26 protein-coding genes and 3 tRNA genes are annotated in these 26,262 nt (G+C 57.1%); 14 read left to right on the top strand and 15 right to left on the bottom strand.

Annotation, left to right across the window (positions count from 1 at the left end; all coding sequences use genetic code 11):
• Positions 1–36: 36 nt before the first annotated feature.
• The 8 genes from OJHNALOF_RS09550 to OJHNALOF_RS09515 form a co-directional block, all read right to left on the bottom strand.
• The gene (locus OJHNALOF_RS09550; RefSeq protein ID WP_094199302.1) at positions 37–339 is read right to left on the bottom strand and encodes an integration host factor subunit alpha; all 303 of its coding nucleotides are present in this window, start codon (positions 337–339) and stop codon (positions 37–39) included.
• 4 nt (positions 340–343) lie between these two features.
• The gene (gene pheT, locus OJHNALOF_RS09545) at positions 344–2,731 is read right to left on the bottom strand and encodes a phenylalanine--tRNA ligase subunit beta (protein ID WP_165661857.1); all 2,388 of its coding nucleotides are present in this window, start codon (positions 2,729–2,731) and stop codon (positions 344–346) included.
• Between the two features lie 15 nt (positions 2,732–2,746).
• The gene (gene pheS / locus OJHNALOF_RS09540; RefSeq protein WP_165661856.1) at positions 2,747–3,730 is read right to left on the bottom strand and encodes a phenylalanine--tRNA ligase subunit alpha; all 984 of its coding nucleotides are present in this window, start codon (positions 3,728–3,730) and stop codon (positions 2,747–2,749) included.
• A gap of 155 nt (positions 3,731–3,885) precedes the next feature.
• The gene (rplT, locus tag OJHNALOF_RS09535; protein WP_094199305.1) at positions 3,886–4,242 is read right to left on the bottom strand and encodes a 50S ribosomal protein L20; all 357 of its coding nucleotides are present in this window, start codon (positions 4,240–4,242) and stop codon (positions 3,886–3,888) included.
• Positions 4,243–4,256: 14 nt separating this feature from the next.
• Positions 4,257–4,454: a 50S ribosomal protein L35 gene (rpmI, locus tag OJHNALOF_RS09530; protein ID WP_094199306.1), complete on the bottom strand. Its 198-nt coding sequence runs from the start codon at positions 4,452–4,454 to the stop codon at positions 4,257–4,259.
• A 74-nt stretch (positions 4,455–4,528) separates the two neighbouring features.
• On the bottom strand, positions 4,529–5,071 hold the full coding sequence (infC, locus tag OJHNALOF_RS09525) for a translation initiation factor IF-3 (RefSeq protein WP_094199307.1): 543 nt from the start codon (positions 5,069–5,071) through the stop codon (positions 4,529–4,531).
• Positions 5,068–7,002, bottom strand: coding sequence for a threonine--tRNA ligase (thrS, locus tag OJHNALOF_RS09520; RefSeq protein WP_165661855.1), 1,935 nt, complete (start codon positions 7,000–7,002; stop codon positions 5,068–5,070). The genes infC and thrS overlap by 4 nt, the downstream gene beginning before the upstream one ends.
• Before the next feature lie 188 nt (positions 7,003–7,190).
• On the bottom strand, positions 7,191–7,631 hold the full coding sequence (locus OJHNALOF_RS09515) for a TerB family tellurite resistance protein (protein ID WP_165661854.1): 441 nt from the start codon (positions 7,629–7,631) through the stop codon (positions 7,191–7,193).
• 87 nt (positions 7,632–7,718) lie between these two features.
• Between OJHNALOF_RS09515 and OJHNALOF_RS09510 the strand changes: the two genes are divergently transcribed.
• From OJHNALOF_RS09510 to OJHNALOF_RS09500, 3 genes are read left to right on the top strand one after another with little or no spacing between them, the layout of a single operon-like run.
• Positions 7,719–8,582 (top strand): fructosamine kinase family protein, encoded by an 864-nt coding sequence (locus tag OJHNALOF_RS09510; RefSeq protein WP_165661853.1) that lies wholly within the window; start codon positions 7,719–7,721, stop codon positions 8,580–8,582.
• Between the two features lie 8 nt (positions 8,583–8,590).
• A complete protein-coding gene (locus OJHNALOF_RS09505) occupies positions 8,591–9,337 on the top strand; it encodes a pteridine reductase (RefSeq protein WP_094199311.1) in 747 nt (248 codons plus the stop codon).
• A gap of 28 nt (positions 9,338–9,365) precedes the next feature.
• Entirely contained in the window at positions 9,366–9,569 is a 204-nt protein-coding gene (locus OJHNALOF_RS09500; RefSeq protein ID WP_094199312.1) for a CPXCG motif-containing cysteine-rich protein, read from the top strand.
• A gap of 90 nt (positions 9,570–9,659) precedes the next feature.
• Here OJHNALOF_RS09500 and OJHNALOF_RS09495 read toward each other — a convergent pair whose 3' ends face one another.
• Complete coding sequence (locus tag OJHNALOF_RS09495) at positions 9,660–10,268, bottom strand: riboflavin synthase subunit alpha (protein ID WP_094199313.1); 609 nt, start codon at positions 10,266–10,268, stop codon at positions 9,660–9,662.
• Positions 10,269–10,428: 160 nt separating this feature from the next.
• Here OJHNALOF_RS09495 and OJHNALOF_RS09490 point away from each other — a divergent pair, with 160 nt between their 5' ends.
• The 5 genes from OJHNALOF_RS09490 (at position 10,429) to OJHNALOF_RS09470 (ending at position 13,139) form a co-directional block, all read left to right on the top strand.
• Positions 10,429–11,817, top strand: coding sequence for an MATE family efflux transporter (locus OJHNALOF_RS09490; protein WP_094199314.1), 1,389 nt, complete (start codon positions 10,429–10,431; stop codon positions 11,815–11,817).
• The gene (locus OJHNALOF_RS09485) at positions 11,762–12,793 is read left to right on the top strand and encodes a DUF3080 domain-containing protein (RefSeq protein ID WP_165661852.1); all 1,032 of its coding nucleotides are present in this window, start codon (positions 11,762–11,764) and stop codon (positions 12,791–12,793) included. The genes OJHNALOF_RS09490 and OJHNALOF_RS09485 overlap by 56 nt, the downstream gene beginning before the upstream one ends.
• 91 nt (positions 12,794–12,884) lie before the next feature.
• A tRNA-Val gene (locus OJHNALOF_RS09480) sits at positions 12,885–12,961 on the top strand.
• 12 nt (positions 12,962–12,973) lie between these two features.
• Positions 12,974–13,050, top strand: a tRNA-Val gene (locus OJHNALOF_RS09475).
• Positions 13,051–13,062: 12 nt separating this feature from the next.
• Positions 13,063–13,139: transfer RNA gene (locus tag OJHNALOF_RS09470), tRNA-Val, on the top strand.
• A gap of 55 nt (positions 13,140–13,194) precedes the next feature.
• Here the strand turns inward: OJHNALOF_RS09470 and OJHNALOF_RS09465 are convergent.
• Positions 13,195–14,970, bottom strand: coding sequence for a cytochrome c peroxidase (locus tag OJHNALOF_RS09465; protein ID WP_094199316.1), 1,776 nt, complete (start codon positions 14,968–14,970; stop codon positions 13,195–13,197).
• 317 nt (positions 14,971–15,287) lie between these two features.
• Here OJHNALOF_RS09465 and OJHNALOF_RS09460 point away from each other — a divergent pair, with 317 nt between their 5' ends.
• Positions 15,288–16,592, top strand: coding sequence for an aminotransferase class III-fold pyridoxal phosphate-dependent enzyme (locus tag OJHNALOF_RS09460; RefSeq protein WP_165661851.1), 1,305 nt, complete (start codon positions 15,288–15,290; stop codon positions 16,590–16,592).
• Between the two features lie 57 nt (positions 16,593–16,649).
• On the opposite strand, the gene OJHNALOF_RS09455 is transcribed toward OJHNALOF_RS09460, so the two are convergent.
• Positions 16,650–17,240, bottom strand: a complete 591-nt coding sequence (locus OJHNALOF_RS09455; protein ID WP_165661850.1) for an FMN-dependent NADH-azoreductase — start codon at positions 17,238–17,240, stop codon at positions 16,650–16,652.
• Between the two features lie 683 nt (positions 17,241–17,923).
• On the opposite strand from OJHNALOF_RS09455, the gene OJHNALOF_RS09450 reads away from it, so the two are divergent.
• Genes OJHNALOF_RS09450 through OJHNALOF_RS09440 form a run of 3 tightly spaced genes read left to right on the top strand, consistent with a single transcriptional unit; the run spans position 17,924 to position 22,668 of the window.
• Positions 17,924–19,846 (top strand): PrkA family serine protein kinase, encoded by a 1,923-nt coding sequence (locus tag OJHNALOF_RS09450; protein WP_094199319.1) that lies wholly within the window; start codon positions 17,924–17,926, stop codon positions 19,844–19,846.
• A gap of 21 nt (positions 19,847–19,867) precedes the next feature.
• Positions 19,868–21,136, top strand: a complete 1,269-nt coding sequence (locus OJHNALOF_RS09445; RefSeq protein ID WP_094199320.1) for a YeaH/YhbH family protein — start codon at positions 19,868–19,870, stop codon at positions 21,134–21,136.
• Positions 21,137–21,144: 8 nt separating this feature from the next.
• The gene (locus OJHNALOF_RS09440) at positions 21,145–22,668 is read left to right on the top strand and encodes a SpoVR family protein (protein ID WP_094199321.1); all 1,524 of its coding nucleotides are present in this window, start codon (positions 21,145–21,147) and stop codon (positions 22,666–22,668) included.
• Between the two features lie 34 nt (positions 22,669–22,702).
• On the opposite strand, the gene fadR is transcribed toward OJHNALOF_RS09440, so the two are convergent.
• Positions 22,703–23,416 (bottom strand): fatty acid metabolism transcriptional regulator FadR, encoded by a 714-nt coding sequence (fadR, locus tag OJHNALOF_RS09435; protein WP_165661849.1) that lies wholly within the window; start codon positions 23,414–23,416, stop codon positions 22,703–22,705.
• 122 nt (positions 23,417–23,538) lie between these two features.
• Between fadR and dsbB the strand changes: the two genes are divergently transcribed.
• Positions 23,539–24,051: a disulfide bond formation protein DsbB gene (dsbB, locus tag OJHNALOF_RS09430; RefSeq protein WP_094199323.1), complete on the top strand. Its 513-nt coding sequence runs from the start codon at positions 23,539–23,541 to the stop codon at positions 24,049–24,051.
• A 24-nt stretch (positions 24,052–24,075) separates the two neighbouring features.
• On the opposite strand, the gene OJHNALOF_RS09425 is transcribed toward dsbB, so the two are convergent.
• Genes OJHNALOF_RS09425 through OJHNALOF_RS09415 form a run of 3 tightly spaced genes read right to left on the bottom strand, consistent with a single transcriptional unit; the run spans position 24,076 to position 25,472 of the window.
• The gene (locus OJHNALOF_RS09425) at positions 24,076–24,510 is read right to left on the bottom strand and encodes a YcgN family cysteine cluster protein (protein ID WP_165661848.1); all 435 of its coding nucleotides are present in this window, start codon (positions 24,508–24,510) and stop codon (positions 24,076–24,078) included.
• Positions 24,511–25,173 carry a fumarylacetoacetate hydrolase family protein gene (locus OJHNALOF_RS09420; protein ID WP_165661847.1) on the bottom strand — a complete coding sequence of 221 codons (663 nt, stop codon included), beginning with the start codon at positions 25,171–25,173 and terminating at the stop codon, positions 24,511–24,513. It lies immediately after the preceding gene.
• Between the two features lie 11 nt (positions 25,174–25,184).
• Positions 25,185–25,472 carry a YcgL domain-containing protein gene (locus OJHNALOF_RS09415; RefSeq protein ID WP_165661846.1) on the bottom strand — a complete coding sequence of 96 codons (288 nt, stop codon included), beginning with the start codon at positions 25,470–25,472 and terminating at the stop codon, positions 25,185–25,187.
• A gap of 108 nt (positions 25,473–25,580) precedes the next feature.
• On the opposite strand from OJHNALOF_RS09415, the gene minC reads away from it, so the two are divergent.
• Positions 25,581–26,258 carry a septum site-determining protein MinC gene (gene minC / locus OJHNALOF_RS09410; protein ID WP_094199327.1) on the top strand — a complete coding sequence of 226 codons (678 nt, stop codon included), beginning with the start codon at positions 25,581–25,583 and terminating at the stop codon, positions 26,256–26,258.
• The last annotated feature ends 4 nt before the right edge of the window (positions 26,259–26,262 follow it).

Here is a 26,262-nt window from a genome sequence, read left to right as displayed (position 1 = left end):
AAACGCAAAAAGCCAGGCGGTTGCCTGGCTTTGATTTTACTCTGCGTCGTTCAGGGTGGCGTTCTCCACCCGGGCCTTGAGCTTCTGCCCCGGGCGAAAGGTCACCACCCGCCTGGCCGAAATGGGAATGTCTTCCCCGGTCTTGGGATTGCGCCCGGGGCGTTCTCCCTTGTTGCGCAGTTCAAAATTGCCGAAACCGGAAATTTTGACCTGTTCACCCTGTTCAAGCGCACTACGAATTTCCTCAAAGAACGCTTCAACCATGTCCTTGGCATCCCGCTTGCTGATGCCAAGTTTGGTAAACAGGTGCTCTGCTATGTCGGCCTTGGTTAACGCCATAAGCTCAATCCCTCAAGGAAGCATTAAACTCGTCGGAAACCGCCGTTACAATGCGGGCCACGGTGTCGGCGATTTCCTTTTCTTCCAACGTCCGTTGGGTGTCCTGCAGTACCAGGCTGAGTGCCAGGCTCTTTTTGCCCTCGGCAATGCCCTGGCCCTGGTACACGTCAAACAAGTTTAAGCCAACCAGCTGGTTACCGCCAACTTTCCTAACCAAATCAAGGATATCGGCAGCGGCCAGGTTATGATCGACAACCAGTGCCAGATCGCGGCGGTTGGCCGGGAAACGAGACACCTCCACCGCATTCGGCACTCGGCGTTCGGTCAGGGCGGCCAGCTCGATTTCAAACAGGTACACCTGAGACTTGAGGCCGAGTTTCTTCAGCAGGCTGGGATGCAGGGCGCCAAAGTGACCCACTACCTGACCGCCACGCAGCAGCCGAGCGGATTGCCCCGGGTGCAGGGCTGCCAGCTCGGCGCGCTCGACGCTGAAGGCCAACTCATCGGCGGAGAGGGCCAGCAGGCTTTCCACGTCGCCCTTGAGATCAAAGAAATCGGCACCCTGGCTGCTCATGCTCCAGTGCTCGTCCACCACGGCGCCCAGTATCAGGCCCGCCAGAACCGGGGTCTGGCGCACGCCGTTTTCGGCGGTGTTGTCCGGCACAAAGGTCAGGCCCTGTTCGAACAGACGCAGACGCGACTGCTGGCGGTTCTGGTTGTAGACCGCGGCCTGGATCAGGCCCGGCCACAGTGAGACCCGCATGGCAGACATGTCGGCGGCGATGGGGTTGGGCAACACCATGTGCTCGGCGTTCGGGAACAGCAGTTGCTGCTGGGTCGGATCCACAAAGCTGTAGGTGATGGCTTCCTGGTAACCCGCGTCCACCAGGGCATCCTTGAGCCGGTTCAGCGGCAGTTGCGCCTCACGGTGGGACGACATGGAGAGGTTGGCCCGAGGAGCGACATTGGGAATGTTGTTGTAGCCGTAGATGCGGGCCACTTCTTCCACCAGATCTTCCTCGATGGCAATGTCAAAGCGATAGCTCGGCACTACCACGTTCCAACCCTCGGCGGTGGTGGTGACCTCCAGCCCCAGGCGGGTCAGCATTTCAGTCACCTGACCGGCGTCGATGTCAATACCGATGAGGCGGTTGAGTTTGGCGTGGCGCAGGGTCACGGTGGCGGCCTGAGGCAGCTGATCGTCAGCGACGGCTTCAATGACCGGGCCGGCTTCACCGCCGCAGATGTCCAGCAGCAGGGCGGTAGCCCGCTCCATCACCTTGTGCTGCAGGCGGTAATCCACGCCCCGCTCAAAGCGGTGGGACGAGTCGGTATGCAGGCCGTAGCTGCGGGCGCGACCGGTAATGGCCAGCGGGCTGAAGAAGGCACACTCCAGCAGCACGTGCCGAGTATTTTCGGTCACGCCGGTGGCTTCGCCACCAAAGATACCGGCCATGGCCACCGGGCGCTCGCTGTCGGCAATCACCAGGGTGTCGGTGTTCAGGGTCACTTCGTTGCCGTCGAGCAGGGTCAGTTTTTCGCCTTGCTCCGCCTGACGAACCACAATACCACCGTTCAGGGTATTGAGGTCAAAGGCGTGCATGGGCTGGCCCCATTCCAGCAGCACGAAATTGGTGATGTCCACCACGGGATCGATGCTGCGAATACCGCTGCGACGCAGTTTTTCCTGCATCCACAGTGGCGTCTCGGCCTTGACGTTGATGTTCTTCACCACCCGGCCCAGGTAACGGGGACAGGCGGCGGGCGCTTCCAGGCGAATGTCGAGCCGATCGTCAATGGCGGCGGGCACGGCGGCGATCTCGGGCCAGGCCACATCCTGATTGTTGAGCACTCCCACTTCCCGAGCCAGGCCGGCGAGACTCAGGCAGTCGGCGCGGTTGGGGGTCAGATCCACCTCGACAATGACGTCGTTCAGGGCCAGATAGTCACGCACGTCGGTACCGACCGGCGCATCGGCGGGCAGCTCGATAATGCCGTCGGACTCCACATCGATACCCAGCTCACCGTAGGAGCACAGCATGCCGTGAGACGGCTGGCCGCGCAGCTTGGCCTTCTTGATTTTGAAATCACCGGGCAGCACGGCGCCAACCACGGCCACCGCCACCTTCAGGCCCTGACGGCAGTTAGGGGCGCCACAGACGATGTCGAGCAGCTCGTCACCGCCCACATTGATTTTGGTGACGCGCAGCTTGTCGGCGTCCGGGTGCTGGCCGCACTCCACCACTTCACCCACAACGACCTGGCTGAAGTCGCCGGCCACCGGCTCGATGCCGTCCACTTCCAGACCGGCCATGGTGATCTGCTCGGCAAGGGCCTCGGCGTTAAGACCGGTGTTGATCCATTCATCCAGCCATGATTTTGAAAACTTCATTATTGCTCCTGCCGCTTACCGGAATTGCTTGAGAAAACGCAGATCATTTTCGAAGAAGGCACGCAGATCGTTGACGCCGTAACGCAGCATGGTCAGACGCTCTACGCCCATGCCAAAGGCAAAGCCGCTGTAACGCTCGGGGTCGATGCCTACCGAGCGCAGTACGTTCGGGTGCACCATGCCGCAGCCAAGCACTTCCAGCCACTTGCCGTTCTTGCCCATCACGTCCACTTCGGCACTGGGCTCGGTGAACGGAAAGTAGGACGGACGGAATCGAATCTGCAGATCTTCTTCAAAAAAGTTGTGCAGAAAGTCGTGCAGTACGCCCTTGAGCTGGGTGAAGCTGACGTTTTCATCCACCAGCAGGCCTTCCACCTGGTGGAACATGGGGGTGTGGGTCTGATCGTAGTCGTTACGATATACCCGGCCCGGCGAGATGATGCGAATGGGCGGCTGCTGCTGTTCCATGGTACGGATCTGCACGCCGGAGGTCTGGGTGCGCAGCATCAGCTTGGGGTTGAAATAGAAGGTGTCGTGATCGGCTCGGGCCGGATGATGGGCCGGAATGTTCAGCGCATCGAAGTTGTGGAAATCGTCTTCGATTTCCGGACCCTCGGCCACTTGAAAACCCAGCTCGCCAAAAAACGATTCGATACGCTTGATGGTGCGGCTGACCGGATGCAGGCCACCGCTGGCCTGGCGACGGCCCGGCAGGCTGATATCCAGGGTTTCTCCGGCCAGCTTGGCATTGAGCTCGGCCAGTTGCAGGGCATCGCGCTTGCTATTGAGCGCGTCGTTAACGGCCTGCTTGGCCTGGTTGATGGCCTGGCCCGCGGCGGGACGCTCTTCCGGAGACAGCTTGCCGAGCGCCTTGGACTGCTCGGTAAAGGTGCCCTTCTTGCCCATGTAGCGAACCCGGATTTCATCCAGTTCGGCGGCAGTGGCGGCAGCCTGGATCTCCGCCTGCGCCTTGACGATCACGTCTTCCAGCTGATCCATGTATTCCTCGTTGACTTGCCCGTATACACGGACGCTAAATAATAGAAAAGGCCTTGATAATAAAGGAAATGCCTTGTTGCTTCCACCGCTGAACCGGGGGGAAGTCAATAAAAAAAGGAGGCCGTAGCCTCCTTTGAAAACCATTGAAGTCCGGCTTACGCCAGGGCCTCTTTCGCTTTGGCAACCAGAGCGGTGAAGGTGGCCTTGTCGTGCACGGCGATGTCAGCCAGGATCTTGCGATCGATTTCAACGGAAGCCTTCTTCAGGCCATCGATGAAGCGGCTGTAGGACAGGCCGTTCTGACGGGAAGCCGCGTTGATACGGGCAATCCACAGCTGACGGAACTGACGCTTTTTCTGGCGACGGTCGCGGTAAGCGTACTGGCCGGCCTTGGTAACGGCCTGCACGGCAACGCGATAAACGCGTGAACGGGCACCGTAATAACCTTTGGCCTGCTTCAGAATTTTCTTGTGACGCGCGCGCGCAGTTACACCACGTTTAACTCTTGGCATTGTTCACTCTCCTCTTAAGCGGTGGGCAGCATGGATTTGATCTGGGCAACGTCGCAGGCTGCTACCAGACACTTACCGCGCAGCTGACGCTTACGCTTGGTGCTTTTCTTGGTGAGGATGTGACGCAGGTGGGACTGCTTGCGCTTGAAACCACCAGAGCCGGTCTTCTTGAAGCGCTTGGCAGCGCCCTTGTTGGATTTCATCTTAGGCATGAAATACTCCGCATTGTTAATAACATCAAACAGACAAGGCGAGCCGGGCGTAATGCCCGGCTACTTGCTGAACCTTACTGTTTCTTTTTAGGGGCAAGCACCATGACGGCCTGACGACCTTCCAGCTTGGGAAAGGATTCGACCAGGGCCAGTTCATCGAGATCGCCTTTGATGCGGTTAAGCAAATCAAAGCCGATTTCCTGGTGGGCCATTTCACGACCGCGGAATCGCAGCGTGACTTTGGCCTTGTTGCCTTCTTCCAAAAAGCGAACCAGGTTGCGTAGCTTTACCTGATAGTCGCCTTCATCGGTACCGGGCCGGAATTTAACTTCCTTGACCTGGATTTGTTTCTGCTTTTTCTTCTGTTCCTTGGTGGCCTTGCTCTTCTCGTAGAGGAACTTGCCGTAATCCATGATACGGCAAACGGGCGGCTCGGCATTGGGACTGATTTCCACCAGATCGACGCCCGCCTCACTGGCGGCGCTCAGTGCCTCATTGATGGACACGACCCCCAATGCTTCACCTTCCAGGCCGACCAGACGAACTTCTTTCAGTCGGATTTCTTCATTCAGTCGATTGCGGGGAGCGGGCTTGCCCCCTTTTTTGGCGCCTTTTATAACCTATCCTCCACTGTTTTCTTTCCGCGGGTTTGAATCTCCTGCTGAATGAGCGCTGTCAGCTCTTCAACGTCAAAGGTACCGAGATCCTGCCCTTTCCGGGTACGGACCGCAACCTTGCCGGCTTCGACTTCTTTGTCGCCGCACACCAGCATGAAAGGTACCCGCTTTAGAGTATGCTCGCGGATTTTAAAGCCAATTTTTTCATTTCTCAAGTCTGCACGGGCTCGAATGCCAACATTATTCAGTGACGCGACCAGGTTTTTGGCATAGTCGGCCTGATTGTCGGTAATGTTGAGCACCACCGCTTGGGTGGGAGCCAGCCAGGTCGGGAACAATCCGGCGTATTCCTCGATAAGAATACCGATAAAACGCTCGATGGAGCCGAGAATGGCGCGGTGGATCATCACCGGCACGTGGCGCTCGTTGTCTTCACCCACGTAGCTGGCCCCCAGTCGACCCGGCAGGGCGAAGTCGAGCTGAACGGTACCACACTGCCAGGCCCGGTTGAGACAGTCGTGCAGGGTAAACTCAATTTTGGGACCGTAGAAGGCGCCCTCGCCCGGCTGCAGCTCATATTCGATGCCGTAGGCCTTGAGTGCTTCTTCCAGAGCCAGCTCGGCCTGGTCCCAGATTTCGTCGCTGCCGATGCGCTGCTCCGGACGGGTAGACAGCTTGACCGCGATATTGGTAAAGCCAAAGGTCTCGTAGGTGTCGTACACCATGCGAATACAGGCTGATACCTCACTCTGGATCTGATCTTCGGTACAGAAGATATGGGCGTCGTCCTGGGTAAAACCACGCACCCGCATCAGGCCATGGAGGGCACCGCTGGGCTCGTTGCGATGACAGCAGCCGAACTCGGCCATGCGCAGGGGCAGATCCCGGTAGGACTTGAGGCCCTGATTGAAGATCTGCACATGCCCCGGGCAGTTCATCGGCTTGATGGCATAGTCCCGGTTCTCGGAGTGGGTGGTAAACATGTTTTCGGCGTACTTGTCCCAGTGGCCGGACTTCTCCCACAGCACCCGGTCCATCATGAAGGGGCCCTTGACCTCTTCGTACTGGTATTCCCGCAGCTTGTCGCGCACAAAGGTTTCCAGCTCGCGGAAGATGGTCCAGCCGTCGTTGTGCCAGAACACCATGCCCGGCGCTTCTTCCTGCATGTGATAGAGGTCGAGCTGCTTGCCGATTTTACGATGATCGCGCTTGGCGGCTTCTTCCAGTTGCAGCAGGTACGCCTTGAGCGCCTTCTTGTCGGCCCAGGCGGTCCCGTAAATGCGCTGCAGCATCTTGTTTTTGGAATCGCCACGCCAGTAGGCGCCGGATACCTTCTGTAGCTTGAAATGCTGGCAGAAACGCATGCTGGGCACATGAGGGCCCCGGCACATGTCGATGTATTCTTCGTGATGATACAGGCCGGGCTTGTCGTGCTGGCTGACGTTCTGATCGAGGATTTCGATCTTGTACGGCTCATGCCGACGGGCAAAGGTGTCCCGTGCTTCCTGCCAGCTCACCTTCTTCTTGACCACCGCATATTCGGTCTTGGCCAGCTCCAGCATGCGGGCTTCCAGCTTCTGAATGTCTTCCTCGGTCAGGGTGTGCTCGAGATCCACATCGTAATAAAAGCCGTTGTCGATTACCGGACCAATGGCCATGCGGGTTTCGGGCCACAGTTGCTTGATGGCGTGACCGAGCAGGTGGGCGCAGGAGTGGCGAATGATCTCGAGGCCATCCTGATCCTTGGCGGTGATGATCGACAGGCTGGCGTCATGGCTGATGAGCTCACAGGCGTCCGCCAGCTCACCATCGATACGACCGGCAATGCAGGCCTTGGCCAGGCCCGGGCCGATATCCTGGGCGACCTCCATGATGGAGACGGGATGCTCGAAATGGCGTTGGCTGCCATCGGGAAGAGTAATTGTCGGCATGAAATGTCCTTGACAGTGGTGCACCCTACCAAAGCGCACATGTATGTGTGAAATAAGGTTGTCGCTTTACCGTCCCGACCATCTGGCGTTACCTTGCCAGCCTGGCACGCAATTGGTGTTACCCGGCGGCACAGGTCGGGAGCGCAAAGCCTAACAGAATTCATGACCGGCCGCCATGCGCCATCGCCTCAGTCGGCCCCCTTCTGCGCCCTGTGCTTTAGCTGAATAAAGCGGCTGTGCGGAATATAGAGCAGCTCCGCCACCTGACGCACGATGCTCTCCTCCTGCTGGTCCAGTTCGCCATCGGCCAGGGCCATGTGCCACAAGGCCTGTAAAATGGCCTCGCGTCGTGTCGCCGGCAGGGCCCGCAGGTGAGTGGTAAATTCAAACAGGGAAATGGCTTGCTGCTGTCGTGCCCTGCCCTGTTCAAGCCATAGTTCCAGTTGTTGTGCCTCGTCCCGGAACAAGCGCCGGAACAGGCTCTGCAACCGACGCTGCTCGGCATCACTGGCACTGCCATCGGCCAGCATCACCTCGACCAGCAGGGCCGCTACCGCGGCCTCCTCGGACAGCTCGGCGGCGGTTTCACCCGGGTTGCCGGACAGCCATTGCTTGAGTTGTTTTATCATACTATCTCCATGGTGAAGAGGATGGCCGGCCGACGCCGGCGTATGGCCTATACTGTGGCAAAACCGGTACCGTGGAGTGAAGCGCTTATGTGGCCCGTTATTGCCAGTCAGATCAGCGAGGCGATTGACGCCGAATTTGCCATTACCGAACGCAAGCCCCTCAGTGGTGGTGAAATCAACCAGGCCTTTCGTGTCAGCGATGGCCACCGCCACTTTTTCGTTAAATTGAATGACCGTGCCGGCGTCGATATGTTCCGCGCCGAGTGGACCAGCCTTGAGCATTTACTCAATACCCAGACCGTGAAGGTGCCCCGCCCTGTCTGCTGTGGCACCACGGTGAGCAGCAGTTTTCTGGTATTGGAATACCTGGCCCTGGGCAGTGCCGAAGAGCAGGACTGGCACATGCTGGGCCGGCAGCTGGCCCATCTGCACAAGGGCAGCTCCCAGCCCATGTATGGCTGGGACGAGGACAATTTTATCGGCACCACGGTGCAACCCAATGCCTGGCATAAAAAATGGGCCACCTTTTTTTCCGAGCAGCGAATAGGCTGGCAACTGAAGTTGCTGGAAGAAAAGGGGCAGTATTTTGGCGATATCGAAGAAATTGTCGGTGCCATCAAAAACCGCCTTGCCAGTCACCAACCTCGGGCATGTCTGTTGCATGGAGATTTATGGCGTGGCAACCTTGGATTCAGTGAGCGACAGGGCGTGCTGTTTGATCCGGCCAGTTATTTTGGTGATCGGGAAACGGATATTGCCATGACCGAGTTGTTTGGCCAGTTTCCCCGCGTCTTTTACCAGGGTTACGACGCTGTCTGGCCCCGGGAAGAGGGTTACCGTGCCCGCCGCGAGATCTACAACCTCTATCACCTGCTCAATCACGTCAATCTCTTTGGGAACCCTTATCTGCAGCAGGCAAAAACCAGCTTGCTGCGCATTATCGCCAGTTAGGAGAAGTCATGCCGCAACCCGTGGTGTTGATTACCGGCGCCGCCAGGCGCATTGGAGCCTCAATCAGTCGTCACCTTCACCAGCGGGGATACCGCCTGGTACTGCATTTTCATCACAGCGAGGCCCTGGCCAGGGAGCTGGCCGACAGTCTGAATCATGAACGCCCCGACAGCGTACACTTGTTGCAACAGGATCTGACCCGGCTTGACGAACTCAATGCCCTGGCAGATCGGGCCTTGGGCTGTTTTGGCCGCCTCGACGCCCTGGTCAACAACGCCTCTGCCTTCTATCCCACCGCCATGGGTGAGATCACCCCGGCCCAATGGCTCGAGCTGTCGGCCACCAATGCCGCTGCCCCGCTGCTACTGAGCCAGGCCCTGCTGCCGGCGCTGAAAAAGCAACGGGGGGCTATCGTCAATATGGTGGATATTCACGCCAAAAATGGCCTGCAGCATCATCTCCCTTACAGCATGGCCAAGAATGCCCTGGCCACCCTGACCCGAGGGCTTGCGGCGGAGCTGGCTCCCGAGGTGCGAGTCAATGGCATTGCCCCCGGCGCCATCATCTGGCCCGAGCACGAGCTGGATGAGCAACAGAAGCAAACTGTGCTCAAGTCGGTGCCCATGGGGCGGCTGGGTGAGCCGGAAGAAATTGCCGAGACGGTGGCCTTTTTGCTGGAAGGGCCTGCCTACCTCACTGGTCAGATCATCGCGCTGGATGGCGGCCGCACCTGCCGTAGCCTGCCGGAGGCCTGAGCCCGCCGCCAACATGAAGGAGTTGCATATGCGTGACTATTTTGAGCAAAACATTGTCTGCCCTCACTGCGGCCATCATACCCGTCTTGTGGTGGATGCGTCCGAAGGTGATCAGGACTATTACGAAGATTGTCAGGCCTGTTGTAACGCCATACATGTTTGTATTGAGCGAGATGAGTTAAGCGATGAGGTGCGTGTTCGCGTGGATGCCGATGACGAGCAGTACTTTTGAACCGGGCTGGTATTATGTCTAACCTTTGTATGTTGGCATAACATCTTCATGTTAATAAAGCCGGGAATACCCGGCTTTTTCTTGTCTGCTTCAGGCGCGGCTCGCCATTACCCGCTCCACGGTGTCCACTATGGCCTGGGTTTGCGGATCCACTTCGATATTGGCCAGGTAACCGGGCTGTACCCTCCCCAGGTTGGTGCGAGCCAGGGTTTCCGGTATCAGGTGCACGGCAAAGCCTGTATTATTCACCTCCCCCAGGGTCAGGCTGATGCCGTCAATACCGATATACCCCTTGGTAAACAGATATTTGCCAAGACCGGAGGGCATGGCAAAACGCAACATGGTGTTGCTCTCGGTTTCAACTCGCTCAAGCAGTTCGCTCTGCCCCATAATGTGCCCCGACATGGCGTGGCCACCAATATCATCGCCAAAGCGCGCAGCCCGTTCCAGGTTGACACCATCGCCGCGCTTCAGCTGACCCAGATTGGTCACCCGCAGGGTTTCCTGCATCAGGTCAAAACTGACCTGTTCTCCCTCAATGGCCGTGACCGTCAGGCAGCAACCATTATGGGCAACCGACGCCCCCAGGGCCAATCCCGGCAGCATCTCGGCCGGCATGGCCACCACATGGGTGCGAAAATCGGTTTTTTCAATCACATCCAGCAGGATGCCCTGCCCTTGCACAATTCCGGTAAACATCGCGAAAATCCATCACAAAACAGTTCAAAATAATGGGAAACGGCCTGAATAACCGTTATATTCCCGCTATATTACGATGCACCCGACATCGTCGTCAGCAGGAATTCAATTCAGCGGCCTGAATGCCGGTTTTCAGGCGCCATTCCCAAGCGAGAAAAGCATGTCTTTCACCCCATATTTTGCCGAAACACGGCATTTGCTGCGGCTGTGCGGCCCCATTCTGGTGGCGCAGGTAGCCCAGACCACCATGAGTTTTGTCGACACCGTCATGGCCGGCCAGATCAGTGCCACCGATATGGCGGCGGTGGCCGTGGCCACAAGCTTCTGGCTGCCGATCATTTTGCTGGTGCAGGGGGTGGTCATGGCACTCACCCCCATCATATCGCAACTCAACGGCGCCCGTCGTCACCCGGAGGTGGCCGGCGCCGTCCATCAGGGTTTCTGGCTTACCCTGATGGTCATGGTGCCAGCCTGGCTGGCCCTGTATTTCTCGCCCCAGGTGCTGCACTGGATGGACGTAGAACCCCTGCTGGCAGAGAAAACCACCGGCTACCTGCACGGCATTCTGTGGGGCATGCCCGCCTATGCCCTGTATCAGGTACTACGCAATTTCAGTGAAGGCCTGTCCCATACCCGGCCCACCATGGTCATCGGCTTTATTGGCCTGACGGTGAACGTGCCCGCCAACTATGTGCTGATCCACGGCAAATTCGGCCTGCCCCAGCTCGGCGGCGTGGGCTGTGGTTATGCCTCGGCGTTGGTATTCTGGGCCATGTTGATCGCCATGGTGGTGTATACACAACGCTCCAGCCTGCTTAGCCGCTTCGGTGTCTTTGCCGCCGTTACCGCCCCGGATCTGGCCCGCATCGGGCGCATTTTCCGCCTTGGCTTCCCTATTGCCATGGCCATTTTCTGCGAAGTTACCCTGTTTACCGTGGTGGCATTGCTATTGGCTCCACTGGGGGCCGATGTGGTGGCCGGGCATCAGATCGCCATCAATTTTTCCAGCCTGATTTTCATGCTGCCACTGAGCCTTGGCATGGCACTGACCATCAGGGTGGGACACAGCCTGGGCGAAGGCATGGCCGAACAGGCCAAGGTTGCCAGCGTCTCGGGCATCGTCTTTGGTTGCCTGCTGGCGGTGTGCACGGCTCTGGCCACCGCCCTGTCCCGGTACTGGATAAGCGGTATCTATACCGACAACGATTACGTGCTGGAACTGGCCGCCAGCCTGCTGTTGCTGGCGTCTCTGTATCAGATTTCCGACTCGGTGCAGGTCATTGGTGCCGCCGCCCTGCGTGGTTACAAAGACACCCAGATGATTTTCTACATTACCCTGCTGGCCTACTGGCTGTGCGGCCTGCCGGTAGGCATGGTACTGGGACTGACCGACTGGCTGGTGCCCGCCATGGGCCCTCACGGCTTCTGGATTGGTTTTCTGGTAGGCTTGACCATAGCGGCAATCCTTTTGATTCGGCGGTTACGTAAAATTTATGAACGGGTCCATCATCGCAATATTGCTGGCCTGCCTCTGGTTGACGGGGTGTAATGACCGGCAGGCTCTTAAACCCGCCTTTGACACCTACCTGAGTCGTGTCGCCAATGTGTTGGGAGTCGATGCTCCCTCTCTTGGCGAACCACCGCCGCTGCCCACATTGCCTGCCCAGCGCCGACTGCAATTGCCCCAGCCGCGCGTCAGCGCCGGCCTGCTCGACACCCTGAAACTGGGAGAATGCCGGCTGCTGGGGCTGGTGAGTGAGCACAACAGCCCCATTGGTAAAAGCCAAAACGCCGGCGCCGTGCTGCTGTACCACCTGCATTTTCAGCAAGGCCTTGAGGACTGCCTGGCACAGAGTCACGATGACGAGTTGCACGCCTGGCTGGCCGCATTGCAACAACAAAAAGCACCGCTATTGCCCGGCTATCACTGGAACATGATGGTGGCCGAGCCGGAGATACGAGCAGCCCTCACTCCCCGCCAGCGGCCGGTGCCGCCGGATCACCGCGGTTTTCAGTCAACCCTCCACGCCTTTGCCCTGTTTGCCGACCTCCAGCGACAGGCCGCAGGCCACCTCTCACTGAAAGGCATTGACGCCACCGAGTTCAATTCGCGCCTGGGTGGCCTTTATAACAATCATTACCTGGGCGAACTCTATTATTCATTGCACAGCGCCGCCCATTACCTGCAGCAAAGCCTCGACTTTCTGCAACGACTGACCCAGTTCGACTGTGACCCGGCAGGACAGGCCGACGCCGAACGGCTGCGCAATGCCATGGAACATTACTACATTAAGGACATTCAGGGGCAGCTGAGCGAGCTGGACCGCCGCTTTGCTCAACTCGCCCCCCTGCTGGCCCAAAGCCTGTCGGCACCGACGGAGCGATATTCGGCCATGGCCGAATATCGCAACTGGTACGCCTCCGGCCTTGAAAGCCAGATCTATGTTCGCTACCGTCGCCTGACCCTGGAGCACGCCAGGGCATGGCAAGACTTTCTGCGCCGGTGCAATCTTTCACCGGGATGAGCAATTGTTCTCCATCCGGTTGTTGTGGAAGAAAAAAGGCTTGCCCAGCCCCGGCCCCTTGGCTAGTATACGCAGCGCCTGAAGGTACGATGCGTTCTTAGCTCAGTTGGTTAGAGCACCACCTTGACATGGTGGGGGTCGGTGGTTCGAATCCACTAGAACGCACCAATTTTTACATAAGCGTCCTTAGCTCAGTTGGTTAGAGCACTACCTTGACATGGTAGGGGTCGGTGGTTCGAATCCACTAGGACGCACCAATTTTAAATCAGGCGTTCTTAGCTCAGTTGGTTAGAGCACCACCTTGACATGGTGGGGGTCGGTGGTTCGAATCCACTAGAACGCACCAGATTGCAAAAGCCCGCTCACCGAGCGGGCTTTTTGTTATGCCTGACTCGTCAGTATCATGGCGTCGCGGCGATGTGCGTATCGCTCAATGCCCTGATGTAGGCAGCCAGCGCCTTTTCTTCTTCGGGATAGAAGTCAAACTGACCCACCACAATGGGCGCGGCATTGAAAAACTCGGGCTCCGGCCAGCAATCGCTTGCACGCGCTTCGGCTTCAGTCGCATTGGCAACCGGCGAGTCAATCACGTCGTAGTTGGCAATAAAGGGGTTGCCAAAGGGAATCGGATTGGGCCTGCGTTCACCTTCCGGCACATGGTCGCAACGTTTTTTCAGGTCGCGGCTGCCGTAGAAGTGAATGATGCCCTCCAGGCTCTTGAAGTAACCATTATGTGCAAATGCCTTGACGAAATTTGGCTCTTCACCTTTGGCAACTTCGCGCAGGGTGGGAGAACGGAACTCACCCGGGTGAATCTCGGTTCCGCTATAGAAGTTATGGCTAACATGCCCCACCAAACCTGCGATCTCTCCCTTGACGGTATTGGGAATATCACGATTAAAGGGGACGCCGATATTGTGATAACCCTGATCGGTATAAAGCTGACGCGGCTCGGTGCCGTCATCAACAAAAGGCCTGTCTGCATGGCATGCGACACAGAGCGCGGCGATACCTCTGCCAGCAAACTGAGGATTACCCGTCACAATGGGGCCACTGGCGTTTTGGCGAAGAGGGCCAGGGTTACCATCATTTAGGCTGTCAGGCGCACTTTCTATGCCATAAAAAATATCATGGCCGCGGTTTATTTCCCTAATCTCGTAAGGTTTTAAACCTGTACCCACAAAGGCCAGGGGAAACTCACCCCAGGTGGCTTGATCCGGCTTTACGTTTTCCAGCTGGTTACACAGCTGAGTTGAGGCATATGAAGCAAAGTCTACCTCCCCCTTACAGCCGAGCTCCCGGTACAGGGCAAGATCCCTCAACGAACTGAATGAGTTGACATCCGGTGAGCCCTGATAGGCGGACAACGCCAGGGCTACACGCCTGAACACCATCTTGTGATCAAGCCTATTGGGATTGGTGGAACAACTTACCGGCTCCCCAAATGCCTTTTCATAAAGTCGCTTGTGAGCCCCTTTCACCTTCATGCAAATCTTGCGTTCGCCCGCATTTTGTTCAATACCGGGCTGAGCCGGATTCAAAGCCTGATCGGCCAATGCTCCGAGAAAAGGGGCGTATTCCTGCTCCAGATCGATGTACGAGTTCCAGCCAACTCTTATCTTACGCAACCGCAGGCTTTCCATGGTCACCGTTTCGCTGACCGCACCATCCCCTTCGGGGTAAGAGCCCACAGGGCCGGTGCCTTCGGCCCGCCCATCCCAGAACACCCCCCCGCACCATTCAACCAACCCGAAAGGATTATTTTCATTACAGGGCTGAAAGTGCCGGGCAAAACTGCCATACGCCACGGTAGGCGGCTTTATTTTGCCGCGATCATCGGGTTGTGCACCGGGGCTTCCCACCGGACCCAGGTTGGTATCAGAATCAGGGAAAGTCCAGCCCTGGTTGGGATCGTGGCAGGATACACAGCCCTGAGCATTACTGGGGGTCGACATATCTTCATCAAAAAATACATGTTTACCGAATTCAGCCAGTGCCTGCTGCTGCTCGGTATATGTGACGGCCTGGGATTGAACTTGGGGAGCAAACGATAATATCGCCATGGTTATCAGGGATACATTAATGATTATTTTTTTCCCCGAAGACTTCAGCGGTAATGAAGGTTGTAAATCGGTGGACGTTGCCGCCCGACCCAATGGTTGGCTATTTATGGTCATGGAAATCTCCTTATTTCGGGGTAGAGCGACCTACCACCTAAAAGTTTAGCCAGCCACAGGTCCGAAGTGAGTCCTAACTATGGCACTATTGATAACTTTCCCGCATAGTATTCATGGTTAATTTCTCGGTTTTGAAATTAATTGTCTTATATTTGAATTGCATGTTGGCATAATTCACTTCACTTAATCGTTATCATGTTGAAGTCAGCCAAACTGAACATTGAGCCACCGTCATTTTCCCCCCCTGTTATTTTGTTCACACTGGTTGTCATTCCGCGCCCGGGGCGCCCATCACAAGAGTCCAAGAGAGTGCCGCTATGAACAACCCCTCCCTGAACACCCACTGGATGCCGTTTACCCCCAACAAGGGCTTCAAGGCCAGTCCCCGTATGCTCACCGGTGCCAAAGGCATGCACTGGATCACCGACGACAACCGCCAGGTCCTGGACATGACTGCCGGCCTTTGGTGCTGCAACGCCGGCCACGGCAACCCGCATATTGCCGAGGCCATCGCCCGCCAGGCCCGGGAGCTCGACTATGCCCCCTGCTTCGGTTTTGGCCACCCGCTGGCGTTTGAGTTGTCGGAGCGGCTCGCCCACCTTGCGCCGGGCAACCTGAATCGCGTGTTTTATACCAATTCCGGCTCTGAGTCGGTGGAAACCGCCCTGAAAATGGCCCTGGCCTACCACCACGCCCGAGGAGAGGCCGGGCGCCAGCTGTTTATTGGCCGGGAACGCGGTTATCACGGGGTCAACTTCGGCGGCATCGCGGTGGGTGGCATCACCAACAACTACAAGGCCTTTGGCCAGTGGCTGCCTACCGACCACTTATCTCATACTCAGGATCTGCGCCGAAACGCCTTTTCCCGTGGTCTGCCCCTGCATGGCGGCATAGACATGGCCAACGAGCTGGAAAAACTCATACGCCTGCACGATGCCAGCCGTATTGCCGCCGTCATTATTGAACCCATTAGCGGCGCCGGCGGCGTATTGCCTCCTCCCGTCGGTTACCTGCAGCGCATTCGGGAGATCTGCGATCAACATGGCATATTGCTTATCTTTGACGAGGTGATCTGTGGCTTTGGTCGTACCGGCGAGACCTTTGCCAGCCAGACGTTCCAGGTGCAGCCTGACATCATGACTACCGCCAAGGGGCTGACCAACGGCGCCGCCCCCATGGGGGCCGTGCTGGCCGGTGATCATGTTTACGATGCCGTCATGGAAGCCAGCGCCAGCGGCGTTGAGTTCTTCCATGGCTACACCTATTCGGCTCATCCCCTCGCCTGTGCCGCCGCCATGGCCACCCTGGATGTGTATGAACAGGACGGTCTGTACCAGCGCGGCGCCGCCGATGGCGAAATCAGCCAATACTTTGAAAGAGGTTTGCACAGCCTGAAAGGCCTGCCCGGCGTCATCGACATTCGCAATTACTCGCTGATCGCCGCCGTGGAATTCGATGCCCCCGCCGGCACCGACATACAAGCCATGGCATGGGAACAAGGGCTGATGCTGCGCTCCCTGGGCAATGCCATCGCCATGTCCCCTCCCCTTATTCTTGAAAAGGAGCATGTGGATCAGACCGTCGGCATTCTGGAGCGCTGTATTCGCCAACACTTTAAATGATCCCGCATACAAAAAAGGGCTGCAAAAGCAGCCCTTTGTCATGTTACGACATCAACTTTAGCCGGCGGCCAGCTCGCTCAGCCGGCCGCGAGCCTCACTCAGCCCAGATTCACGGCCCTCTCCGCTCATGGCCAGGCTTTCCGCGTATACGAACTCAACGTCCCGGATCCCCACAAACCCGAGCACAGTCCGCATGTAAGGCGTGATCATATCGAGGTCGCTGCCCTGGTATTGGCCGCCACGGGTGGATACCACCACTGCCTTCTTGCCGGTCAGCAGCCCCTGAGGACCCTGCTCGGTATAACGGAAGGTAACGCCGGCCCGACAGATCAGATCGACCCAGGCTTTGAGCTGTACCGGTACATGAAAGTTATACATGGGTGCGGAAATAACCACGCGGTCCGCGGTTTTCAGCTCCGCCACCAGCTCATCGGAGAGCGCCAGCAATTCACGCTGACGTTCATTGAGGTTATCTCCGCCACGCAAAGCCTGGGCGCCTTCACCATCCAGCATCGGCAGCGGCGAGGCGGCCAGATCCCGCACTCGAACCTGAGGCTCATCGACACGGGAGGTGAAATAGTCCAGCAGGCGGCCGGATTCGGAGTGCTCTCCCAGTATGCTGGATTTCAGTATCAGTGTTTGAGTCATGGCCTGGCTCCTTGGTGCAGTAATATTGAATAAGTGTAACCAACGCTTGTTGGCGGGGTAATTAGCTTGATGTCAGCTTAAGGCAGGCTTTGCAGGGATAAAACAGGAATTTGGCGGTCAAGATATTCAAATTATTCGAACCAAGACATTATTCGAAATCTAACCATGACGTCAACGTAAACCTGAAATTCAGGCAAAAGAAAACCCTCGGCTGGCGAGGGTCAAACAAACGGAAACGTGCTTAAACAGAGCTATGCATACCGTCTAACGACTTGCTCTCATTGAGTGCAGCGAATGGCTAGACCGTGATGCTGGTTCACTGTAACCGGAGCAAAATGTGAAGTCAACGTAAAACACCATAAATATTCCCGACATTTACCTTCCACCGCATCATCATTACGTTAACGTTATGGTTAGACAAAAACACGAATCTGACATCGCAGCGTCACCGTGAATGGACTCTCTCGAACCATTCCGCCGTCTCTTCCCCAGGTGGCTCCATGTGAAAACTCCCTACCGCGTCAGGCTTTACATCGATGGCAAGCACAATTCTTTGTTTTTTCCGCACCTTACACGAGCACAATGACGAAACCATGACTAACCTTATTCGTAAAGGATGTGAAATGTGTGTGCGCGCGGCTCTGTCTTGATCAGAAGCCAAAAGTTAACCGGGGGGAATGACCATGGGTATTTTCGAGCACTATCAAATGCGCTATGAAAAGGCCAAGGAAGAGGAATACAGCCTGCAGGAGTTCCTCGACCTGTGCCGTGATGACAAGGGTTGTTATGCCTCCGCTTCCGAGCGGTTGCTGATGGCCATTGGTGAGCCGGAGATGATTGACACCGCCCAGGTGCCACGATATAGCCGGCTGTTTTCAAACCGGGTAATCGCCCGCTATCCCGCTTTCGCCGACTTTTTTGGCATGGAAGAAAGCATTGAACAAATCGTTTCCTACCTCAAGCACGCCGCTCAGGGGCTGGAAGAAAAGAAACAGATCCTCTATCTGCTGGGCCCGGTGGGTGGCGGTAAATCGTCTCTGGCCGAATGCCTCAAGGCACTGATGCAGAAGGTGCCCATTTATCGAATCAAGGGCTCGCCGGTCAATGACCATCCCTTCTGCCTGTTTGACATGAACGAAGACGGCCCTGTGCTGGAGCAGGAATACGGCATACCCCGTCGTTACCTGAGACCCATCATGTCGCCATGGGCGGTCAAGCGTCTGCACGACTACGGCGGCGACATTACCCGCTTTCGAGTTGAAAAGGTCTACCCATCGGTGCTCGACCAGATTGCCGTGGCCAAGACCGAGCCAGGCGATGATAACAACCAGGATATTTCTTCACTGGTGGGTAAGGTCGACATTCGTAAACTGGAGCACTACGCCCAGGACGATGCCGATGCCTACTCCTATTCCGGTGCCCTGTGCAAAGCCAACCAGGGCATGATGGAATTCGTGGAGATGTTCAAGGCGCCCATCAAGGTACTGCACCCGCTGCTGACCGCGACCCAGGAAGGAAACTATAACGGTACCGAGGGCCTCTCCGCCCTGCCCTTTGAAGGCATCATTCTGGCCCACTCCAACGAGTCGGAATGGCAGCACTTCAAGCACAACAAGAACAACGAGGCCTTCCTTGACCGGGTCTATATCGTCAAGGTGCCTTATTGCCTGCGAGTGACCGAAGAAGTCGAAATCTACCAGAAGCTGCTGACCCACAGTGAGCTGTCCACCGCCAAGTGTGCGCCAGGCACCCTTGAAACCCTGGCCCAGTTTACCGTGCTGTCACGGCTCAAGGAGCCGGAGAACTCCAGCATCTATTCCAAGATGCGGGTCTACGACGGTGAAACCCTTAAAGACACGGATCCCAAGGCCAAGTCCTATCAGGAATACCGGGACTACGCCGGCGTGGACGAAGGCATGACCGGCCTGTCTACCCGTTTTGCCTTCAAGATCCTGTCCCGCGTATTCAACTTTGACCATGCCGAGGTGGCCGCCAACCCGGTGCATCTGTTCTATGTGCTTGAGCAGCAGATTGAGCGGGAGCAGTTCCCCCAGGAAGTGCACGATCGCTACCTGGAATTCATCAAGGGATATCTGATTCCCAAGTACGTCGAGTTTATCGGCAAGGAAATTCAGACCGCCTACCTCGAGTCCTATTCCGAATATGGCCAGAACATCTTCGACCGTTACGTGACCTACGCCGACTTCTGGATACAGGATCAGGAATACCGGGATCCCGATACCGGCCAACTGTTCGACCGCAGCGCGCTCAATGCCGAGCTGGAGAAAATTGAGAAACCTGCGGGCATCAGCAATCCCAAAGACTTCCGCAACGAAATCGTCAACTTCGTACTGCGGGCGCGGGCCAACAATGCAGGCAAAAATCCCAACTGGACCAGCTACGAAAAGCTCAGAACCGTTATCGAGAAGAAGATGTTCTCCAATACCGAAGAGCTGCTGCCGGTTATCTCCTTCAATGCGAAAACCAGTGCCGACGAGCAGAAAAAGCACGACGACTTCGTGGATCGCATGATGGAGAAAGGATATACCCGCAAACAGGTCCGTCTGCTGTCCGAATGGTACCTGCGGGTACGCAAGTCAAGCTGACGGCAATCAGTTGGGGGAAATATGGCGCATTTTATCGACAGACGACTGAATGGCCGCAACAAGAGCGCTGTTAATCGGCAGCGCTTTATCCGCCGCTACAAACAACAGCTCAAAAAGGCGGTGTCGGACGCGGTGCTCAAACGCAGCATTCAGGATATCGACAAGGGCGAGAGTGTCTCCATTCCCACCCGGGACATCTCCGAGCCCCTATTTCATCACGGCAAGGGAGGTCAGCGCGACCAGGTTCATCCGGGAAACGATCAGTTCGTAACCGGTGACCGGGTAGACCGGCCTTCAGGAGGCGGTGGTGGTGGATCTGGCCAAGGGGAAGCCAGTAACCAGGGGGAAGGTCAGGACGATTTTGTATTCCAGATCTCCAAGGAAGAATACCTGGATCTGCTCTTTGATGGCCTTGAGCTGCCCAACCTGGAGAAAAACAAGCTTAACAAGATCAGCGAGATGAAAACCTTTCGCGCCGGCTACACCGCCGATGGCGTACCGGCCAACATCAACGTGGTGCGTTCCCTGCGCCAGTCCTTGGCTCGGCGCACCGCCCTGCAGGCGGGCAAGAAGAAAAGCGTGGCAGAGCTTGAGCAGGAGCTAGCAGAGCTTGGCAAACGCCCCGCGGAAAACTATGTCCGCATTCAGCAACTGGAAGACGAGATTGCCGAGCTCAAGCGGCGTATTGCGGCGGTGCCTTTTATCGACACCTTCGACTTGCGCTACAACAACTTCGTCAAGCGACCGGTGCCGTCAACCCAGGCGGTGATGTTTTGCCTGATGGACGTATCCGGCTCCATGGATCAGGCCACCAAGGACATGGCCAAACGGTTCTACCTGCTGCTGTATTTGTTTCTTACCCGCAGCTACAAGAACGTGGACGTGGTGTTTATTCGTCACCACACCCAGGCCAAGGAGGTGGACGAACAGGAGTTTTTCTACTCCCAGGAAACCGGCGGTACGATCGTCTCCAGTGCCCTGCAGCTGATGAAGGAAGTCATGGCCGAGCGTTATCCGGCGGATCAGTGGAATATCTATGCCGCCCAGGCTTCCGATGGTGACAACTGGGCCGACGACTCACCGTTATGTCGGCAGTTACTACACAAAGACATCATGCCGCTGGTGCGCTATTACGCCTATATAGAAATTACCAACCGGGCCCATCAGAGCCTGTGGCACGAGTACGAGTCCATTGCCCGGCAGTACTCGACCTTTGCCATGGAGCATATACGTTCGGTAGAAGACATCTATCCCGTGTTCCGGGAACTTTTCAAGAAACAGGCGGCGTGAGGTGAAGCATGGCACAAGCACTCAAAAAGCGCCGGCCGCTCAGCGACGGGCCGGACTGGACCTTCGACTTGCTCGAGTCCTACCACAAGGAAATTGCCCGAATCGCCAACAGTTACGGGCTTGATACCTACCCCAACCAGATAGAGATCATTACCGGCGAACAGATGATGGATGCCTATTCCAGCATCGGCATGCCTATTGGCTACCATCATTGGTCCTACGGCAAGAAGTTCATTCAGACCGAGCAAAACTACAAGCGTGGCCAGATGGGACTGGCCTACGAGATCGTCATCAACTCCAACCCCTGCATCGCCTACCTGATGGAGGAAAACACCATGCCCATGCAGGCGCTGGTGATGGCCCACGCCTGCTATGGCCACAACTCCTTTTTCAAGAACAACTACCTGTTCAAGACCTGGACCGATGCCGAGTCGATTATCGATTACCTGCTGTTTGCCAAGCACTACATTACCGAATGCGAAGAAAAGTACGGCGTATCCGAGGTGGAGAGCCTGCTGGATAGCTGCCATGCCCTGATGAACTATGGGGTGGATCGCTATAAACGGCCGCAGAAACTGTCACTGGCGGAAGAGCGTCGGCGCCAGAAGGCCCGCGAAGCCTACCTGCAGACCCAGGTCAATGAATTGTGGCGCACCCTGCCCCGCATGGATGATTCAAAAGAAAAGCAAAAGCTGCGTTATCCTCGAGAGCCGGAAGAGAACCTGCTGTATTTTATTGAAAAGCACGCACCTCTGCTGGAACCCTGGCAGCGCGAAATCGTGCGCATCGTGCGCAAGATAAGCCAGTATTTCTACCCGCAGAAACAGACGCAGGTCATGAATGAAGGCTGGGCCACTTTCTGGCATTACACCATCTGCCAGCACATGTACGACGAGGGCCTGGTTACCGACAAGTTCATGATGGAAATACTGCACAGCCATACCAATGTGGTATATCAGCCCCCCTATAACAGCAAGTATTACTCGGGCATCAACCCTTACGCCCTGGGTTTTGCCATGTTTCAGGATCTACGCCGTATCTGCGAGCAGCCCACCGAGGAAGACAAGGCCTGGTTTCCGGATATCGCAGGAGCCGACTGGGTCAAAACCCTGCACTTTGCCATGGAAAACTTCAAGGACGAGAGTTTCGTCAGCCAGTTTCTTTCCCCCAAGGTCATGCGTGACTTTCACCTGTTCGCCGTGGCCGACGACGACACCCGCAATTATCTGGAGATTTCCGCCATTCACGACGAATCCGGCTACCGGGCCCTGCGCCAGACCATGTCGAACCAGTACAACCTGTCCAACCTGGAGCCCAACATTCAGGTGTACAACGTGGAGGTCAAGGGAGACCGTTCATTGACCCTGCGCCACGTTCCCCACAATCGTATTCCTCTGTCGGATTCCTGCCATGAGGTGATCAAACACGTGCACCGGCTGTGGGGCTTTGATGTGTTGCTGGAGCAGGAAGAAGCCGATGGCAGCGGCACCCTGCTGAGCCGCTGCCCCACCAAGCAGGAGCCAAAGGCCTGAACCAAAAACGCCTCTCATCGAGAGGCGTTGTTTATTAGGGCTGCACCAGGGTGTCGGGCAGTTGCTCGCGCATGTCCTGCCACAGACGACCCGACGCCTTGCCATAGTCCCGAATCAGCTCCGCCACGTCCTCCGCCTGCCCTGCCCGCACATGCGCGGCCAGGGCACGGTAATAGTCGGCGGCCAGGGCCCGCGCGGCGCCAAGGGAAAAGTAGTATCGCCCCACCCGACAGTACAAACCTTTAAAGCCGTTCAGAATAAGTCCGTAGATGGGATTGCCAGAAGCAAAGGCCAGGCGCTGATGCAAGCGGTAGTCATAGCTGGCGTAGGCCTCGGCCTCGTTGTTTAGATCGTCATGGCCGTCCAGGGCCTGAAGCGCGGCGTCGGGATCATGGCGAATGGCACCGCGAATAAAGATGGTGCTGATGTGGGTGCGAGCCGAGAGCAGGTGCTCGATAAGCTCGGGCCGCTTGTCGGCATCGAGCCGCGCCAGGGTCTCGAGAATGTTGAGGCCGGAGGTTTCCCAGAAATTGTTGACCCGGGTCGGTTTGCCGTGCCGAATGGTCAGCCAGCCATCGCGGGCCAGACGGTGCAGCACTTCCCGCAAGGTGGTGCGGGTAACGCCAATCAACTCCGACAGCTCACGCTCTGCTGGCAGAATAGAGCCGGGCGGAAAGCGGCTGTTCCAGATGGACTCTATGATATATTCTTCCGCAAACCCGGCGGGGCTCTGTGCCTTGATGACCATGAAACCACTCTGTATTGCAAAGGTTAAAAACGGTGAAAAACGCCCAAAATAATAACAGAGCCGACCAGTTGGTCACAAGCACGGCCCTCTCGACCGCAGTCATCAACAACAAAGGAAATGGCGTGAACCAGTTCTCCCGCTCTCGCCCGGCCTGGGCCCTGCTCACCCTGTCCAGCACCGGCCTGCTGCTGACGGCACTGTACTACCAGTATTTGGAAGGATATGCCCCCTGCGTCATGTGTGTTTATCAACGCGCAGCCCTCTGCGGCATCATCGTGGCCGGCCTGCTCGGCTGGCTGGCGCCGGCACACCGGGTGGTCAGTCATGTCGCGCTGGCGGGCTGGCTGTTCGCTTCGGTGGAAGGTTTTTTGCTGGCAAAGGAGCACGTGGGCTATCAGCTCAATCCTTCTCCCTTTCACCAGTGCTCAACGGTGGCGGAGTTTCCCGTTTGGTTTCAGCTGGAAGCCTGGTGGCCGGCCCTGTTCTTTCCCAGTGGGGACTGTGCGTCCATCGACTGGCACTGGCTGGGCTTATCGATGCCACAGTGGCTGATGGGCATTTTCGGTGGAATGGCCGCCCTGGCGGCGTTCTTTATTGGTGTGCGGGTGGCGGCTATGGTGAGGCGTGAAGGCTGAGGCGACGATATCGCCCCGGTTTCATCAGCTGGCCCAGGTAATAATATGATCTTCCCAGTCGCCGGCCTTTGATTCCGGCACCGCCTTGCCCCGTACCGACTGGCCGGCGCGGTGCATGGCGCTTTTCGAACCGGTGCGCAGCGGATGCCAGGACGGCAGCGACTTGCCCTCGGCCAATACCCGGTAGGCGCAGGTCGAGGGCAACCAGTAAAACTCATCAAGCTGATCGCGAGTAATCTTCAGGCAATCCGGCACTCGGGCAAAACGGTTGGCATAGTCACTGCAGGCACAGCTATGAGTGTTGAGCAGCTCACAGGCCACATTGGTGTGCACCAGCTCTTCGGTGTCTTCATCGATAAGCTTGTTGAGGCAACACTTGCCACAACCGTCGCACAGGGCTTCCCATTCCTCGTCGGTCATGTCGTCCAGGGTTTTGGTCTGCCAGAAATTCGCCTGCATTTACTTTGCTACCTTCGCCTCAACGTCGAATGTGTTGTCCAGGGTCAGCGTCAGAACATCGCCGCCCCGCAGTTCACCCACCCCCTTGGGCGTGCCGGTCAACACGATGTCACCGGGCATCAGGGTAAAGCTGTGGCTGATGTCGGCCAGCAACTCGCCCATGGGCCACAGCATCATTCCGGTGTTGCCCTGCTGACGCAAAGCACCATTGACGGTGAGGGAGAAGTCCAGCTGCTGCAACGGCGACAACAGCTCCGGCGCCACAAAGGGGCCCACGGGGCAGCTGCCATCAAAGGCCTTGGCCCGCTCCCAGGGTTGTCCCTTGCCCTTGAGCTGATCTTGCACCGCACGCAGCGTCAGATCCAGCGCCAACCCTACCCCAACCACGGCATTGAGGGCGTCGGTCGCCGATGCCCGGCACAGGCGGCGGCCGATCAGCAGCGCCACTTCCGCTTCATGATGCACCGGGCCCTGCCCTTGTGGCAGCACCAGGGGCTCATCCAGCGGCACCAGACTGGTGGCGGGCTTGATAAACAACAACGGCTGATCAGGCACCGGATTATTGAGCTCGGCGGCGTGCTCAAGGTAACTGCGTCCAACACACACCACCTTGCCGGTGGCATAGGGCAAGACAAAACCTTCCTGATCCACATGCTGATACACGGGCTGTCTCCTTATTCACCGCCGCGTTCGGCGACCTGGCGGGCGAGGTGCTCTTTGAGCAGGTTTTTGGGGGGTGGCGGCAGCTGCAAATAGAACCCCTGGGTTCGCAGGGCCTCACGCACCTTGTCTATATCGGATATACCCAGTCGAACCTTGTTGGCCAGATTCAGCATCATCGCCAGCTGCGGCGTGCCAAAGGTCTCCATCAGGGAAGCGGGAACACGCGAAAAATCGTCGCGCCGTTCAACAAACAGATAGGTCTCTGCCTTTTTGGGGCTTTTATACACTGCACACAACATGGAAATTGCTATAATCCGTCGGGTTTAATTGCCAGTCAGGATGGCAGACTATAACATCAGCACGACCAATAACAAAAAGGATCACCTTTCCTTGGGGGACAACCGCTTATGGCGGAGCGTGGCATTGAATTAAAAGGCAGCAGCTTCACGCTGTCGGTACTGCATATTACCTCAACCGATATTGCACGGGTCAGAGAACAACTGCAGGACAAAATCGCACAGGCGCCGGAATTTTTCCGCGCCGCACCACTGGTCATCAATATCGAAAAGCTGTCAAACATTCCCGACTTTACCGCCCTGGCCGCCGTCGTTCGCGAGCTGGAGCTGGTGCCTGTGGGTGTCAGCGGCATTCTCGACGATCAGGGCCGTGCCGCCGCGCGCGCCGCCGGCCTGGCGGTGATGACCACCGGCAAGGTGCCTGCCGCCGCAACCTCCCCCTCGCCCGCCCTGCTCAATCAGCCTGGAACCCGAGTGCATCGCGGCCCAGTTCGCTCGGGCCAGCAGATTTACGCTCCTAACGGCTCCCTGGTGGTGCTGGGTGCGGTCAGTAACGGCGCCGAAGTCATCGCCGACGACAGCATTCATGTATATGGCGCGTTACGCGGTCGCGCCGTGGCCGGAGCCAAGGGCAACGAACATGCACGAATTTACTGTCAACAACTGATGCCCGAGCTGGTCTCCATCGCCGGCCACTATCAGCTCAGCGATGGTCTGCAAGGTGATCACTGGGAACAACCGGTCAGCCTCTATCTGGCGGGCGAGCAGCTCAAGCTGGACAGACTCTGAATTT

The sequence above is a fragment of the Oceanimonas sp. MB9 genome (genome assembly GCF_011319775.1).
GTDB lineage: Bacteria > Pseudomonadota > Gammaproteobacteria > Enterobacterales > Aeromonadaceae > Oceanimonas > Oceanimonas doudoroffii.
Note: the sequence above shows the minus strand (reverse complement) of the source record. Positions and strands in the feature narration are given on the sequence as shown.

Coding starts and splice junctions, on each gene's coding strand:
- OJHNALOF_RS09550 (WP_094199302.1), bottom strand. CDS start 339: ATGGCGTTAACCAAGGCCGACATAGCAGAGCACCTGTTTACCAAACTT.
- pheT (WP_165661857.1), bottom strand. CDS start 2,731: ATGAAGTTTTCAAAATCATGGCTGGATGAATGGATCAACACCGGTCTT.
- pheS (WP_165661856.1), bottom strand. CDS start 3,730: ATGGATCAGCTGGAAGACGTGATCGTCAAGGCGCAGGCGGAGATCCAG.
- rplT (WP_094199305.1), bottom strand. CDS start 4,242: ATGCCAAGAGTTAAACGTGGTGTAACTGCGCGCGCGCGTCACAAGAAA.
- rpmI (WP_094199306.1), bottom strand. CDS start 4,454: ATGCCTAAGATGAAATCCAACAAGGGCGCTGCCAAGCGCTTCAAGAAG.
- thrS (WP_165661855.1), bottom strand. CDS start 7,002: ATGCCGACAATTACTCTTCCCGATGGCAGCCAACGCCATTTCGAGCAT.
- OJHNALOF_RS09515 (WP_165661854.1), bottom strand. CDS start 7,631: ATGATAAAACAACTCAAGCAATGGCTGTCCGGCAACCCGGGTGAAACC.
- OJHNALOF_RS09510 (WP_165661853.1), top strand. CDS start 7,719: ATGTGGCCCGTTATTGCCAGTCAGATCAGCGAGGCGATTGACGCCGAA.
- OJHNALOF_RS09505 (WP_094199311.1), top strand. CDS start 8,591: ATGCCGCAACCCGTGGTGTTGATTACCGGCGCCGCCAGGCGCATTGGA.
- OJHNALOF_RS09500 (WP_094199312.1), top strand. CDS start 9,366: ATGCGTGACTATTTTGAGCAAAACATTGTCTGCCCTCACTGCGGCCAT.
- OJHNALOF_RS09495 (WP_094199313.1), bottom strand. CDS start 10,268: ATGTTTACCGGAATTGTGCAAGGGCAGGGCATCCTGCTGGATGTGATT.
- OJHNALOF_RS09490 (WP_094199314.1), top strand. CDS start 10,429: ATGTCTTTCACCCCATATTTTGCCGAAACACGGCATTTGCTGCGGCTG.
- OJHNALOF_RS09485 (WP_165661852.1), top strand. CDS start 11,762: ATGAACGGGTCCATCATCGCAATATTGCTGGCCTGCCTCTGGTTGACG.
- OJHNALOF_RS09465 (WP_094199316.1), bottom strand. CDS start 14,970: ATGACCATAAATAGCCAACCATTGGGTCGGGCGGCAACGTCCACCGAT.
- OJHNALOF_RS09460 (WP_165661851.1), top strand. CDS start 15,288: ATGAACAACCCCTCCCTGAACACCCACTGGATGCCGTTTACCCCCAAC.
- OJHNALOF_RS09455 (WP_165661850.1), bottom strand. CDS start 17,240: ATGACTCAAACACTGATACTGAAATCCAGCATACTGGGAGAGCACTCC.
- OJHNALOF_RS09450 (WP_094199319.1), top strand. CDS start 17,924: ATGGGTATTTTCGAGCACTATCAAATGCGCTATGAAAAGGCCAAGGAA.
- OJHNALOF_RS09445 (WP_094199320.1), top strand. CDS start 19,868: ATGGCGCATTTTATCGACAGACGACTGAATGGCCGCAACAAGAGCGCT.
- OJHNALOF_RS09440 (WP_094199321.1), top strand. CDS start 21,145: ATGGCACAAGCACTCAAAAAGCGCCGGCCGCTCAGCGACGGGCCGGAC.
- fadR (WP_165661849.1), bottom strand. CDS start 23,416: ATGGTCATCAAGGCACAGAGCCCCGCCGGGTTTGCGGAAGAATATATC.
- OJHNALOF_RS09425 (WP_165661848.1), bottom strand. CDS start 24,510: ATGCAGGCGAATTTCTGGCAGACCAAAACCCTGGACGACATGACCGAC.
- OJHNALOF_RS09415 (WP_165661846.1), bottom strand. CDS start 25,472: ATGTTGTGTGCAGTGTATAAAAGCCCCAAAAAGGCAGAGACCTATCTG.
- minC (WP_094199327.1), top strand. CDS start 25,581: ATGGCGGAGCGTGGCATTGAATTAAAAGGCAGCAGCTTCACGCTGTCG.